Source organism: Maribacter polysiphoniae (assembly GCF_003148665.1).
GTDB lineage: Bacteria > Bacteroidota > Bacteroidia > Flavobacteriales > Flavobacteriaceae > Maribacter_A > Maribacter_A polysiphoniae.
On record NZ_QGGQ01000002.1, the window covers coordinates 382,209 to 397,285 of the forward strand.

The window sequence follows — 15,077 nt, forward strand, 5'->3', positions numbered from 1 at the left end:
GGACCTTACTTCTACGCATAGACTCAATCAATACTTAAAAATTTACCATCATCCTTGATCATCAAGGTCTTATTTGTGAATGGACTCTTTGTCCAAAGGACGAATCCATCTTTTTGATACTCCACAATCGGGGTTATCTTTTTCCCCAAGATTTTTTTAGATGCCGCAAAGACCTGACCATTCGCTTTCTTCCCAACAACCGCTTGTTTGTCCACATCAATCATATCCCTGTACAATTCATAGAGGTACCATTTTATATGTTCATCCTCGGGTATCGTAAAAGTATCCGTGGCACCTACCTCCTTATCGGAAAAATACACATAGCCCCATTTTTCAGGCTCATGCATATTTATGACCCACTGTGGGGACCATACCCAATTGTATTCTGGTAAATAGTTCCCCTTTGTATCCTTCTTTCTTGCATATCGCCCATCATTTAGATCAAATTCCCAATTGACCCTCGAAAAACCGAAACGCCAAAATTCATTGACAGGAATATCATTATGGGAATTGGCCTCTTTTAAAACCTCCCATGGAATGGCAATCTCAACACTCCACCCCTTATCGATATCGTTGGGATTGTTCAAGGTACCATCTACATGTACCGCTGTCATTATACCTTGAATATCCCAACTATCAAGTACCTTTCCTTGGTTTCGGTAAGGTTTTGTCAAAAACAAATCCCACACCGTATTCAAGGCATTCATCTCAAATTCCATATAATTATGGGTATCCCCATCGGGATCGATGAAAATCTCGAAATCGTTGTTATAGAAAATGACCGTATCCCTTTGTTTCAATGTCCCCCAAACGTTGGGCTCTTCCAATTTCGCGAAGAAATACAGGTACTTTTCATCCCATACCATTTTCATCTGCGTCTTGTAGGCAGGCTCTTTCTTTCCCTCGATATCAATAAAGGTATCGCTCCAATCGGCTTTTTTCCATGAATCCTCCTGGTCCATACCATCAACCTGGATTCCATCGATGGCCTTAAAGGACACATACTTGCGTGGAGCCTCTTGGGCAACCAACCAAACAGACCCCATATACAATATAAAAAGTATAAGGCTAATGACTTTCTTCGTATCCAGATACCGATTCATAACTTACGATGTTTTATAGACTATTCTTCTTCGTGAATTCAAGGATTTCCGAAATACGACCAAAGGCCATTGCCGTTACCGTATCCGCTGCCCCGTAATAGAGGGCTACTTTATCTTCCTCGATGGAATGTAGGGCCGCACAGGGGAATACCACATTAGGTACATCGCCAACCTGCTCATACAATTCAGTGGGTGCCAAGAGGTAAGGTTGTGTCCTGTATTTTACCTTATCCGGTTCGTTTTTATCCAAGATTGCGGAACCTACCGAATAACGGAATCCATTACAGGTATTGATTACCCCATGGTAGAAAATAAGCCACCCTTCGTCGGTTAGGATAGGAACAGTGCCCGCACCTATCTTACAACTCTGCCAGGCACTATCCTGAAAAGGTGTTACTTTCATAACACATCTATGCTCACCCCAATATTTCATATCCGGACTGAAACTCACATAAATATCACCGAAAGGTGTGTGCCCATTATCACTGGGACGGCTTAACATGGCGTACCGACCATTGATTTTTTCAGGAAACAACACCCCGTTTCTATTGAAGGGCAAAAAGGCATTCTCACATTGGAAGAATTCCTTGAAATCAAAAGTATAAGCAATACCGATCGTAGGTCCGTGATACCCATTGCACCATGTGATCCAATATCGGTCTTCAATAAATACCACCCTAGGATCGTATTTGTAGTCCGATTCGATCATGGATGTATTACCGGCCTGCATCCGAATGGGTTCATGGTTGATTTCCCAATGGATGCCATCTTTACTGAAACCAGCAAAAATATTCATTTGTACCGCTTTGTTATCACATCTAAAAACCCCTGCAAAGCCATCTTCAAAAGGCACAACGGCACTGTTGAAAATACTATTGGATGAGGGAATATCGTTCCTGTTTATAATGGGATTCTCACTATATCTCCAAAGAACGTCATTACTATTATCGGGTCTATCTTGCCAAGGAATCTTCATGCTATCTCTTTCTTTAATTTAAGTTATACGAATTAATTTGGGATTTTTCTGATTTTGTCCAACCAAGTGTATTTCAGGATGACGGAGGTCACTATAAAAATACCCAATGCCGCCCAGGTTTTTGGATAATCCCTGACCATAAAGTATATGGGCAGAACAATCATACTTGATTGCCAAATGATACCCACGGCACAATTACCCATATCCTTCCAAAATTCATTGTTCTTACTTATCGTTCTACCTTCTTCGTTCAAGGCTTTTACAACAGGCTTCCAAAAGCCCCAAGGGTGCACGTTCATATAGAATTTCCCCAAGGTCTCCATGCCTGTTGCCGGAGTGAGGAACGTACCTAGGAATGACCCCAATAAAGATACTGCAAAAATGACGGGAAAGACATAGATAGCAGGTATCTGGGCCAAATCATGCAACCATGTACCCACTTCCAGATTGGCCTTATTCTGATCCAGTATAAACTGCAAGGTCGCTATAAACAACCCAGAGGCCATACCCCAGAAATATCCCCATCCGTTAAACCGCCACCAAATCCATTTTAAAAAATTCGCGGCCACATACCCCCCATAAAGGGCGCTGGTTATCCAAAGGGTGAGTGAATTTATGGATTCCGCAAAGAAGCCCATAAAAACCCCTAGGGCTACCACGACGACCGAAGCGATATGACTTGCCCGGATATAATGTTTATCGGAGGCTACGGGTTTAAAATATTTTTTATAGATATCATTTACGATATAGGCCGGACCTGCATTGACAAAGGCCGAAAAGGTACTCATAAACGCCGCCAACAATCCAGCCAACAAGAGTCCCTTAATACCTACAGGGACATGGAAATTAATGACCTTCGGAAGCAATACTTCCAACTCTGCCCCCTTCAATCCGGCATCGGCGGCCATCCCAGGACCCAAAACCACTAAAGCAATGACGACGATACCTGCAATTAGCAAATACCTAGGGATATATAATACCAAAGCCGTAAAACCACTCATGTAAGCCGCTTCCTTTACGGTCCTTGTCGAAAGGATCCGTTGCATATCAAAACCGGGGGTAGGCCCAGCAATACTGGCAAAAAATCCTTTAAAAAGCGACATACCGATAAAGGCACCGAACATCTTATAGCCTTCGGAATCGATCAAATTGTTGAAGGCATTGTATTTACTACTCCAATGACTCCCCAGTTCCCAATCAAAAAAGACATTCTTCCATTCCTCTGAAATAATGGCGTTGATCTGTAGATCGGTAAATTCATAAAAGGCATACCCTGCCACGAGAATACCGGCTATGACCATGATAACATATTGCAATACCTCGGTAGCCACTACCGAGAACATCCCCCCTTTTACGGTGTACAAGGTCGTTAAACCGATAATGATCAAGGCATACGATTGCTCCGAGAGGAGCAAAACGGTTTCCCCGACCTGCCATGTGAAATCCCAAGGTAAAATTACGGTCATGAACTTCCCTACCCCTTCAAAAAAATAGGCAATGAACCCAACGGCCGCTATCACGGCAAAAATCGCAACAATACTGTGGGCGGCCCTACCTGCACGGTCATCGCCAAAACGGGTCAGCATCCATTCCGAACCGGTCATGATATTGGATCTTCGAATCCACACCGCTAGGAACATCATGATGAATATCTGGTTCCAAACGGGCCACAGCCACATGAACATAAAACTCTTTACCCCGTATAAAAAAAGGATTCCTACCATCCAGGCGGTGCCCGAAACATCGAACATACCCGAACCATTACTCAATCCCAAATAATACCATTTTATTCCGTTACCACCGAGGAAATATGATTTTAAACCCTTAGATGCCCTTTTCGACACCCAGATACCTACAGCTAGGGTAAGGGCGACATAAATAAGGATTATGGATATATCTATTATGTTCATTTGGAATTATTTAGTATCGTTTTGTACACCCCATTTTTTATTCGGTGTGGGTCCCATTTCAATTTCTAGTGTGCCCCCTGCTATGATATCCCCATGCATGATGTAGGTCTTATCCAATAGCTCACCATTCAATGTTACCGATTGCACATAAATATTTTCTTTGGAAGTATTCGGAGCCGAAATCACGAACGTTTTCCCGTTGGGTAATTTCAATGTCGTTTTCTCAAAGATCGGACTACCAATCTCATACTCCCCTGAGGCCGGATTCATAGGATAGATTCCCATCGCACTCATAATATACCATGCAGACATTTGTCCGCAATCCTCATTTCCACTCAACCCGTCAGGCTGTGTGCTATATTGTGTGTCCAATATTTTACGTGCCCAAAATTGGGTGCGCCACGGGGCACCTGCCTTATTGAGCATATAGGCAATATGGTGACTCGGTTCATTCCCATGGGCATATTGACCTATAAGTCCAGAAATATCGGGCGACACATTATGACCGCTCAAGTCGGAATCCTCAGTAAAAAGTTGCTCTACCATGAGGGTAAATGGTTCTTTACTTCCATGTAGTTCGATCAATCCGTCCACATCATGCAATACATACCAACTATGTTGCCAAGCATTGCCCTCGGTATAATCCGTATCCTCGATATGATTCGATGACTTTGGATCAAAAGGTTCATGGAAATGCTTTCCGTCTTTTGATTTACCCCGTAAGAATCCTGATTTGACATCGAAAAAATTCTGATAGGCCTTAGAACGCTTATCAAAATAGGCGTAATCCTCTTCGTTACCCAATTTCTTCGCAACCTGGGCCACACACCAATCATTGTAGGCATACTCAAGACTTATGGAAACGGATTGATCCATTACCTCAAAGGGAATATAACCGTATTTCTTATACGCCTTTAATCCCCTTTCATCACCCATCATGGTCTCTTTCATCGCGGTAAAGGCCTTTTGCACATCAAAAGCCGTATGACCTTTCATAATGGCTTCCGCAATAATGGAAACGGAATGGTATCCTGGCATGGTTCCGGTTTCATTACCGGATAATACCCATATCGGCAAAACCCCACTTTCATCATAATAGACCAACATCGATTTGACCATATCGTCCAAACGGTTAGGATCTATAATACTGAGTAACGGTGTTTCCGCTCTATAGATATCCCATAACGATAATGACGAATACATCTTAAAATCGGTTTTGGCAATGCTATCGTTCTGCATTCTGAACTCCCCGTTCAAGTCATTGAACATCGTGGGGGCCACTTGGGCATGGTAGAGTGCGGTATAAAAAATCGTCTTTAAGCTATCTATTGGGGTCTCCACTGAAATATTCGACAAGAGGCCGCTCCAATCCGCACGTGTTTTTTCCCGTACTTCACCAAAGCTTGGGCTACCCTGTAGTCTCAGGTTCTCCTTGGCATTTTCGATACTAACCGATGATACCGCTATTTTTACCTCAACACTGTCGGTATTTTCGTTAAAGAAAAACTGACCGCCCGCCTTAACCCCATTGACTTCGGTAGCCGCATCACCTATAGGGGCATCGCCCATTAGCTGTTGACCAATGATCGGGCTTGAGGTTTCTATGACAAAGAATACCTTTTGGTTCTTGGCCCATCCGGTACTGAAACGATGGCCAACGATACGTTGACCGCTTTCCAATTTCAATTGACTTTCCAAGGGCTTGTCCCAATTGACCGCATAACCCAAATCGATGACAAAGGAAGGCTTGTCCGCCGCATTGTAGGTATACTTATGGTAGGCCACATAATCATTGGCTGTTAGTTCCACATCAATATTGGGGTCTTTGAGGACCACCTTGTAATAACCTGGTGTGGCTTCTTCTTCATTATGCGAAAAACGTGACGTATACGGTAGTGAATCCCTTGACTTTCCAAAAAGGGCAAGGTCCTTTTCTTCATTTGTGGGCATTAAAAGCACATCGGCCAAATCCCCAATACCCGTACCACTCAAATGCAATTGGGCAAAACCGGAAATTATGGAATCGGAAATATGGTATCCTGAACACCAATCCCATCCTGTTGTGCCATTATCTGGACTAGGTTGCACACGGCCAAAAGGGGAAGTTGCCCCAGGGTAGGTATGTCCGTGCCCGCCTGTTCCAATGAATGGATCTACATAATCAACAACGTTCTTTGTTTGTACAGTTTTTTCATTTTTTGCACAGGACGAAACTATTGTCATTAAAATTAAAGCTAAAACAACGTGTTTTTTCATTGTATTGGTTGGTTTAAAAAATCTAAAAGTTCATTGGCCTTAGAGCCATATTTAACAGGAGTAATCCAAAAATTAAGTATCTTACCCCACAAATCGCAAATCATAAATGTTTGTACTTTTTACGATAATCCGAACATTTTTAGACCAACAACGACACACCAATGCCCAACGTCATTAAAAAGGAATTAAACCCAATGGAAGAACAGCCTTCTTTGAATGAAGGACTTTATAGGATTATCAAGAGAAATGCATCCAAAGACTATGACATTTCCTATGTACATCATATCATATTTTGGTCTATCTACTTTATTTTCAATACCTTACGATGGAGCCATATTCACGACGACTTATTGTATTCACTAAAAACCAACCTTATCGGGTTTCCGATACACATCGCGCTTTCCTATTTTAATGTGTATTACCTGATGCCCAAATACGTTTACAACAAAAAGTACTTTACCTACGCTTTGTTCGTATTGGGGTCATTATCGATCATGCTTTTGGTCAAATTCAACCTTACCTATTATTTTGTCAGTACCAATGTAATGCCCGAGGCGACCGAGGTTGTGGATACCTTAACCTTGAACTATGCCATTACCACCATGCTCGGGGAGTTGTACGTGGTATCCTTTGTGACCGCGATAAAGATCACCGCCGACTGGCTTCGGGAGACCAATAAATTGCACGATCTTGAAAAACGGCAATTGACCACGGAATTGAAATTTTTAAGATCACAGATTTCCCCCCATTTCTTTTTCAATACATTGAACAATATCTATTCGCTGACTTTGGAAAAGTCGGACAAGGCACCTGAGGTCGTCCTAAAACTGTCCGAATTGATGCGCTATCTTTTATATGCATCCAATAAACCCAAACAAGACCTAAAAAAAGAGATAGATTGCATCCAGAATTACATAGATTTGGAACGGATACGTTTTGATGATTCCTTGGTGGTGAACATGAATCTCTCCGGCAATCTGGAGAACAAGAAAATATCCCCCATGTTGCTTATAACATTCATTGAAAACTGTTTTAAACATGGAGCCAGTCAAAGTCTTGGGAAAATGTATATTGATGTCAATATCATGATCGAAGATGATGTTCTTTTATTTAAGGTATCGAACACCATCCCCAAGAAAAGAAAAAAAGGTAAACCATCCTCCAAAAATGGTGGTATTGGGCTATCGAACGTTAAAAAACGCCTAGAATTGGCCTATGCGAAGAACGAATATGACCTTCAGATTTATGAGAAGGACAATGTATTTCATGTTGAACTAAAGATAAAGGTATAATGGATTTAAAAGTGATTATTGTAGATGATGAACCATTGGCCATCAATGTAATAAAGAACTACATCGGACAAGTTAAGGAACTGGAACTTGTTGAGACGTTCTCCAATGCCGTGGATGCATCAACCTTTCTACAAAGCCATGAGGTCGATATCATTTTCTTGGATATCAATATGCCTATTTTAGATGGCCTCGAATTCTTAAAGACCTTACACGAAGCCCCGTTAATCGTCATTACGACCGCCCATGAGGAGTTCGCTTTGGAGAGTTTTGAATTGGAGGTCATCGATTATCTGGTAAAACCAATTCCATTTCCCAGGTTCTTAAAATCGGTCAATCGAATCCTAAAACTAAAACAGGCCCATGGCCCAACCGAACGAAACAACGCCAACGAACACCCCAGTATTTTTGTCAAGGTAGATAAAAAGAAATTGCAGAAAATCTATTTGGATGAAATAGTGGTCGTGGAAAGTTTAAAGGATTATATCCGCATCAAAACCACCACAGGAAAATATATAGTCCATAAAACCTTGAGTAGTTTTACCGAAGAACTGCCTGCCGACCAATTCATTCGCATCCACCGATCCTTTACCATCAGCATCGATAAGGTGCAGGTCGTGGAAGGCAACAGTCTCGAAATCGACAATACCCGTTATACCATAGGACGAAGTTATTTAAATGACGTAAAAGCCAAAATACTGAACAATAGTATTTAAAGAAAAGCAATGCCTTTGTTAAGTATGACTTATGGTTTTTGCCCAAAGGCACTGTTTACATTCCCAATCTATGAAAACTTCCGATACCCCCATTGTTGTTGAACAGGTATTCCATAACCCGGTGAAGGATATCTGGAAGGCCTGGACCAAGGTGGACCAAATGAAACAGTGGTTTTTTGACAATATCGATGCATTTAAACCGGAAGTTGGCTTTGAGACCCAGTTTGTGGTAGGGTCCGATCATCGAAAATTCACCCATCTTTGGAAGATCACCGAAGCAACACCTTACCAAAGCATCACCTATAATTGGAAATATGCCGAATACCCTGGGGATTCATCCGTTACTTTTGAACTGGTCGACAAGAAGGAATTTGTCAACCTGCGGGTTTCAATGGGAATTACTGAAGACTTCCCCCAAAACGTCCCAGAGTTCACGAGGGAAAGCTGTATACAGGGGTGGGACTATTTTATAAGGAACAGCCTTAAGGGGTTTTTATCAACACAATCAAAATAAAGGTATATGAAGCGTACTACGATCCTCTTTCATTGTAACACATTCCCTTTGGAAGACCTTAAACCCATTACCTCAAACAATACACTATGAAATGTCTGAATTGCGATCATACCATTGAAGAAAAATTCTGCCCGAAATGCGGACAAAAAACATCCACCCATAGATTTTCACTCCAATATATTTTTGACTATGGATTATTAAGTGGGATTTTCTCCATTAACAAAGGGCTTTTATTTACCATCAAAGAACTATTTACGCGTCCCGGACATGGTGTCAGGGCCTATATGGAAGGAAAACGGATTATTTATTTCAATGCCTTTAGCCTACTTTTATTATTGATCACCTTAGCCTATTTCATCGACGAATATTCCGGTTTAAGAATGGCCGATATTATGTCTGAAGACAGTAAGGATTTTGCCAATGACTTTGAGCAATTCACCAAAGCCTACCCGAGATTGATCTATTTTTTGAATATCCCCATCATGGCACTTGCCACCTTTCTGTGGTTTAGGAAAAGCACCTATAATTTTGCGGAAAACATTATTCTGAACACCTATAATTCGGCTGCCCAGGTTATTCTTTCAGTGCCTTTTATGCTGGTCACGCTATTTTATGATGACAAAGAGGTCCTGACCATCGTCTTTCAATTGTTCACCCTAATACCCATAGTGTATTCGATATGGATCTATTATCAATTTTTCTCCAAATCATCGTATAAAAAAACAAGCCTTTTTTTCAGAAGCCTTTTTTCGGTAGTTACCTTTATCTTGATCCAAAGTATCATAACCTGGGGGATAGTCTCCCTCCGAAGTAACATATAGCGGGGGAACTATACTCCATTTTCCCTATGGAAACCCACCCATTTGCCTACTTTGAACTATTTCGGAAAGGTCAAGAAAGCAACAGGATGAACGGATATTCGAAGAATGCCATTAGCCAACACTTCGGTTTTTAAGCACTATTGAAAGGATTTTAAGACTAACTTTGGCACACTATGGAACAAACCCCTTCGGACACTGATCTTGACCTAAAACACAAAGATCATTATACACTTTATGTCTTGTTGAAGGACAAAACCGTATTTGAATCCGCATTACGGAAAAACGGAATCCTCTGGTACTCCGATTTTAACAACCAGGTTAGTATCGATGGGGGAATCAGATATTTTTTACCTGAAGTTGCCATGCATCAAATTGACCGAACCATCATTGAAAACGGAATCGTAGCGAGTAAGGAAACGCCATTGACCACGGAATACAAAGACCGGAAGAAAACAATGAAAATATACCTTACCGTCGCTGTGGCCGTATTGGTCCTTCTACTTCTTATGGTACTCATTGAATATCTATCGCATTAACCCCCTTCCACCAAAACACCCTAAAGAACAATTCCCACTTTATAGGTTACCGGCACTATCGATCATCGGGCAATTTCAAGAATTTGCGTTCCCTAGTTTGTTTACTACCCCTTTTTATAGGAAATTTGGCCACCAAAGAAGGTTTTAGCCAATTGTTTTTTGACATCGGCTATTCGAATACAAATCCGTTTGCGCAACATTTATGGACAAAGAAATAATTTCCGAATTCGACTTTGAAAGCAAACAGTCCAATTTAGGCTTGGAGATAATCCCCTTAAAAAAGGTCATTGATTTCTCCAATCAGAATGGATATGATCCGCATCGCCTGAATTTTTATCAACTTATTGTTATCACAAAGGGCCGTGGAATCCACGAAGTGGATTTTGAAACCATTGCCTATGCCGAGAACACGGTTATTCCGGTAGCCATGGGACAAGTACAGCGTTTTACAAACAACCCCCAGTTAAAAGGTTATGCGGTGCTCTTTACCCCCGATTTCCTGATCAAGGAAGAGCAGGACTATCATTACCTCTACGACTATACTATTTTCAATCACGCCATTAACCCCCAAAGCCATATCGCAAACAAGGAAGTACTGACGCTCTTGCAGGAAATGATTACCGAACAACAAAAGGGGCTGCTTTTTGACTCGGGTGAATACCAACGCAATCTGCTTAAAAATTTTCTGATCCAAATAGAACGCAACAAACGGGAACGGGTTGAAATTGTGTGTAACGACTCGCTCAACCTATACATGAGGTTTCGAAAAACACTGGAAGAAAACATCAACTACAAAATACGGGTTGCCGATATTTGCCAAAAGCTGAACGTAACCCCCAAACAAATAAACAAGGCCCTAAAATTATACACGAACACTACCGCAAAACAATATATCGAGGACCGGGTGATATTGGAGATCAAACGCCTATTGGTCTATTCCACGCTCACCATAAAAGAAATTGCCTATGAAATTGGTTTTGACGACCCTACGAATTTTACTAAATACTTCAAGGCAAGGGTAAACACGCTACCCACCGATTACCAAAAACAGCATCCTTTATAAATTTACCATAGGGCGGCAGTTTTTTACCTTTTCGCCCCCTTCCTCCCACTGTACTTTTGTTCTGTAAAATTTAAACATTAAAAAATTACAGTTATGAAAATTGCAATAACAGGGGCTACGGGCCAATTAGGAAGCATTGTTGTAGAACAACTTAAAAATAGGGTATCTGCGGATCATATAGTAGCATTGGCCCGTAATACGGAAAAAGCATCGGCCCTAGGGGTTGAAGTCCGTGAGTTTGACTACAGTAAACCGGAAATCCTGACCGGGGCCCTTCAAGGGATCGATCGCCTACTCCTCATTTCGGGCAGTGAACTGGGGCGACGTGCAGTGCAGCATATCAATGTCATAAACGCAGCAAAGGAAGCCGGGGTTACATGGATCGTTTATACCAGTCTCTTACATTTGGAAACCTCAAGCCTCAACTTGGCAGGGGAACATTTAGCTACGGAAAAAGCACTGAAGGAATCGGGTATCGATTATACCCTTCTTCGGAACGGATGGTATTCCGAGAACTACACCGCATCAATTCCCGGAGCAATGGGCGGAGGTGCCTTTTTAGGTAGTGCCGGGGACGGAAAAATAGCATCGGCCCCACGTGCGGACTATGCAGAGGCCGCAGCCATTGTAATTACCGATGAAGACAATAAAGGAAAAACCTTTGAACTGGCTGGGGACACCTATTATACCTTGTCGGATTTGGCAGGGATAATTTCCGAGCAAAGCGGAAAAACCATTCCCTACAACAACATTCCGGAAGATGAGTATGCCAATATCCTTAAAAACATTGGCCTACCCGATGGTTTGGCCTTAGGTTTGGCCAGTTGGGACGTTAGCGCCTCAAAGGATGACCTATTTGATGATTCCCATGAATTATCCAAAATATTGGGGAGACCGACCACACCAATCGTTGAATCCGTAAAAATGGCCTTGGACTTGGCATCGGTCTAAAATCCGATTTTATTAGCATAAAAGGGGCAGCCGAATTATCGACTGCCCCTTCTTAATTGCCCAAATCATATATCCCTAAAATGCTCCAATCATAGGTTTGGCCACTTTAGCCCTATTGTTTTTAGGGAACTTTGTCAAAACAAAATTCAAACACCCTACGGGTATATTCTTAAACCACGGCCAGTTTATAGAACTCCTCCAATTGGGAGTTACACTCGAAATTAACGTCCAGATCTTTGACGATTCCCGTCCCAACACCATAGACCCAACCATGAAGATAAAGGTCCTGCCCCCTATCCCATGCATTCTGTACAATCGAGGTTTTAGCCAAATTATACACCTGTTCCATGGTATTGTACTCTACAAAACGGTCAAAAAGTTCGGATTTATCCTTTATTGTTCCCAAGGAAACCTGATGATGTCTATAAACATCCCGAATATGACGGATCCAATTATCTGCAAGTCCATAGGATTTATTTCCCAGCGCAGCTTTCACACCACCACATCCGTAATGCCCACAAACGATAATATGTTTGATCTTAAGCACATTAACAGCGTAGTCCAAAACACTAAGCATGTTCATATCGGAATGTACGACCATATTGGCAATGTTCCGATGTACAAATACCTCCCCGGGTTTTCCGCCTATAATCTCATTGGCAGGCACACGACTGTCTGAACATCCAATCCAAAACAATGGCGGTTGCTGTCCCTTTTCCAATTTTTTAAAGAATTCCGGATCACTATCCAATTTCGACAGTACCCATTCCTTATTATTTTCGATTAAACTTTTATAAAAATCTGATTTCATCATGTTTTCTTTTTATTATCAATGTTCCATTTGAAACACTTGATGCCCAAAATATTTCCTAAAACTTTCCGGATTGTCCAAGGTTTCCTTTTCCGCAATCATTTTAATGTTGATGTTGTTGTTTTTTGCCTTTATTGAAAATTCATCCAAATACTCCAGGATATCATAGTCCAGCACCTTGGTCTTTCTAAAATCCAATTCCAAATAAGCCCCTTTTTTCAATGCATCCAACTCCTTAATGATTCGTCCTTTATTTATGAAGGTAACCTCCTCGGCAAAGTTGATATGAAAAAGATTCTTTTTCCCTTGGTACTCTTTAAGGAGCAAATGGTGCGAATTGTAATACGACTTTAAAAGAACGGTGATCAGCCCTATGGTCAACCCTATCATAATACCTTTCAACAGATCGGTGGCCACAATCCCTACTACAGTCAGGATAAAAGGTACAAATTGGGTCTTTCCCAATTTGTACATCTGAACAAAAGAATTGGGTTTGGCCAGTTTATAACCAATTACCAGAAGAACACTCGCCAAAACAGCTTGGGGTATCAAATTGAGCAACGTCGGTATCACAATAACACTAAGCAAAATTAGCAGTCCATGTAAGATGGAAGACAACTTGGTCATTGCCCCACTCATTACGTTGGCCGAGCTACGGACAACTACTTGCGTAATGGGTATACCCCCGATCAAACCGGAAACGGTGTTCCCAACTCCTTGCGCAATAAGTTCCCTATTCGTGGGTGTCTGCCGCTTATAAGGATCAAGTTTATCAGATGCCTCGACACTCAATAATGTTTCAAGGCTTGCTACGATAGCAATAGTAAAGGCCGTTATGTAAACTGTTTCATTGGTTAAGGCTGAAAAATCAGGTAATGTAAACTGCCCCATAAAAGAAGATACATCCTTGGGAACCGGTACATTCACCAATTGGCTTTCATGCAAAGCAAAAAAACCGGACGACCCTAAGGTCGCATAAATAATGATTCCTACGATTACAGCAATTAAGGGAGCGGGAACGAGTTTAAAAATCTTATTCTTTTTGGCCAGGATTCCATCCCAAGTCAATAATATCAACAAAGATATCACCGTAACCAATATGGCTCCAGGGGTAATATGATCGTGAAGGCCACTAAGGTCTATTCGGTCGGTGTTCACTTCCCCACTAAACCCAATTGCCAACGGAATCTGTTGTACAAAAATCATTATCCCTATGGCGCTCAACATTCCTTTGATGACTGCCGAAGGAAAATAATAACCGATTACCCCTGCTCTAAAAACGCCCAATAAAATTTGAATGATTCCTGCTAAAATCACGGAGGTAAGAAAGAGTTCATAACTTCCCAATTCGGCTATTGCGTTAAAAACGATGACCACCAATCCGGCAGCGGGACCGCTCACCCCAATTGAGGAGCCGGAGAGGTAACCTACCAGGACCCCACCTATTAATCCGGCAATAAGTCCGGCAAATGGCGGCGCACCACTCGCTAGTGCGACTCCTAAGCATAATGGTAATGCGACAAAGAAAACAACAAGACTTGCTGGCAAGTCCTTTTTCCAGTGTTTAAATAAATTCATGAAATTATAAGTTTAGAATATAAGGGTATACGGACCTTCCAAGATATTCAATAATCGGACGGCCCTAAATAATTAGTGATGGTCAATTACCATAAACATCGTTGTTTTACGGTAAGCATAAATTGTTATCCTAAATATTCCGGAGGTGGTGTGGGTTGGGAGATTCCTATTATTTGAAAGCCTAAATTCAAGTAGGTGGCTATCTTAAACCTTTTATCCATTGAAAAATCTTTAGTCAGGAGCATTTGATCAACAGGAAGATCAAAATCCAAAACATTCCCATCAACATCGGATTCCGAGTCATCCTGACCATCCAGTTCCAATGCAAAGACTATGGCGGTATCAGCCGAATATTTAACCATTATCTCCTGAGCCAATCCCATTATAAAAATGAGGGCCAAAAATCTTGATTTGATATGCTTAAGGTTGATTATCAATTTTCTACAGAAATATGAGATTCTTTGAATAATTCACAATAAAATTAGAATTATTCGAAACATATTTCACCAAAATACTGTTAAAGGGAATGTTAATTCAATAATTAACAAAATTG

The 15,077-nt window shown here is 41.4% G+C and carries 14 protein-coding genes; 7 read left to right on the forward strand and 7 right to left on the reverse strand.

The window, feature by feature from the left end; genetic code table 11:
* Positions 1–23 precede the first annotated feature (23 nt).
* Genes LX92_RS05985 through LX92_RS06000 form a run of 4 tightly spaced genes read right to left on the reverse strand, consistent with a single transcriptional unit; the run spans position 24 to position 6,245 of the window.
* A complete protein-coding gene (locus tag LX92_RS05985) occupies positions 24–1,103 on the reverse strand; it encodes a carbohydrate-binding family 9-like protein (RefSeq protein ID WP_109649375.1) in 1,080 nt (359 codons plus the stop codon).
* A 13-nt stretch (positions 1,104–1,116) separates the two neighbouring features.
* Positions 1,117–2,079 (reverse strand): glycoside hydrolase family 130 protein, encoded by a 963-nt coding sequence (locus LX92_RS05990; RefSeq protein WP_109649376.1) that lies wholly within the window; start codon positions 2,077–2,079, stop codon positions 1,117–1,119.
* A 32-nt stretch (positions 2,080–2,111) separates the two neighbouring features.
* Positions 2,112–3,989 (reverse strand): sodium:solute symporter family protein, encoded by a 1,878-nt coding sequence (locus LX92_RS05995; RefSeq protein WP_109649377.1) that lies wholly within the window; start codon positions 3,987–3,989, stop codon positions 2,112–2,114.
* Between the two features lie 6 nt (positions 3,990–3,995).
* Positions 3,996–6,245: a GH92 family glycosyl hydrolase gene (locus tag LX92_RS06000; RefSeq protein WP_109649378.1), complete on the reverse strand. Its 2,250-nt coding sequence runs from the start codon at positions 6,243–6,245 to the stop codon at positions 3,996–3,998.
* Between the two features lie 161 nt (positions 6,246–6,406).
* Between LX92_RS06000 and LX92_RS06005 the strand changes: the two genes are divergently transcribed.
* From LX92_RS06005 to LX92_RS06035, 7 genes are all read left to right on the forward strand, one after another.
* A complete protein-coding gene (locus tag LX92_RS06005) occupies positions 6,407–7,537 on the forward strand; it encodes a sensor histidine kinase (protein ID WP_223308265.1) in 1,131 nt (376 codons plus the stop codon).
* Positions 7,537–8,250: a LytR/AlgR family response regulator transcription factor gene (locus tag LX92_RS06010; protein WP_109649379.1), complete on the forward strand. Its 714-nt coding sequence runs from the start codon at positions 7,537–7,539 to the stop codon at positions 8,248–8,250. Before LX92_RS06005 ends, LX92_RS06010 begins: the two co-directional genes overlap by 1 nt.
* A 70-nt stretch (positions 8,251–8,320) precedes the next feature.
* Positions 8,321–8,764: an SRPBCC family protein gene (locus LX92_RS06015; RefSeq protein WP_109649380.1), complete on the forward strand. Its 444-nt coding sequence runs from the start codon at positions 8,321–8,323 to the stop codon at positions 8,762–8,764.
* An 86-nt stretch (positions 8,765–8,850) separates the two neighbouring features.
* Complete coding sequence (locus LX92_RS06020) at positions 8,851–9,585, forward strand: DUF3667 domain-containing protein (RefSeq protein ID WP_109649381.1); 735 nt, start codon at positions 8,851–8,853, stop codon at positions 9,583–9,585.
* Positions 9,586–9,758: 173 nt separating this feature from the next.
* The gene (locus LX92_RS06025) at positions 9,759–10,121 is read left to right on the forward strand and encodes a hypothetical protein (protein ID WP_109649382.1); all 363 of its coding nucleotides are present in this window, start codon (positions 9,759–9,761) and stop codon (positions 10,119–10,121) included.
* 202 nt (positions 10,122–10,323) lie between these two features.
* A complete protein-coding gene (locus LX92_RS06030) occupies positions 10,324–11,184 on the forward strand; it encodes a helix-turn-helix domain-containing protein (RefSeq protein WP_109649383.1) in 861 nt (286 codons plus the stop codon).
* Between the two features lie 93 nt (positions 11,185–11,277).
* A complete protein-coding gene (locus LX92_RS06035; RefSeq protein WP_109649384.1) occupies positions 11,278–12,135 on the forward strand; it encodes an SDR family oxidoreductase in 858 nt (285 codons plus the stop codon).
* 169 nt (positions 12,136–12,304) lie between these two features.
* Here the strand turns inward: LX92_RS06035 and can are convergent, their stop codons facing one another.
* The 3 genes from can to LX92_RS06050 form a co-directional block, all read right to left on the reverse strand.
* A complete protein-coding gene (can, locus tag LX92_RS06040) occupies positions 12,305–12,946 on the reverse strand; it encodes a carbonate dehydratase (RefSeq protein WP_109649385.1) in 642 nt (213 codons plus the stop codon).
* An 18-nt stretch (positions 12,947–12,964) separates the two neighbouring features.
* Positions 12,965–14,524, reverse strand: coding sequence for a SulP family inorganic anion transporter (locus tag LX92_RS06045; RefSeq protein WP_109649386.1), 1,560 nt, complete (start codon positions 14,522–14,524; stop codon positions 12,965–12,967).
* Positions 14,525–14,649: 125 nt separating this feature from the next.
* The gene (locus tag LX92_RS06050; protein WP_146197806.1) at positions 14,650–14,925 is read right to left on the reverse strand and encodes a hypothetical protein; all 276 of its coding nucleotides are present in this window, start codon (positions 14,923–14,925) and stop codon (positions 14,650–14,652) included.
* Positions 14,926–15,077: the final 152 nt, after the last annotated feature.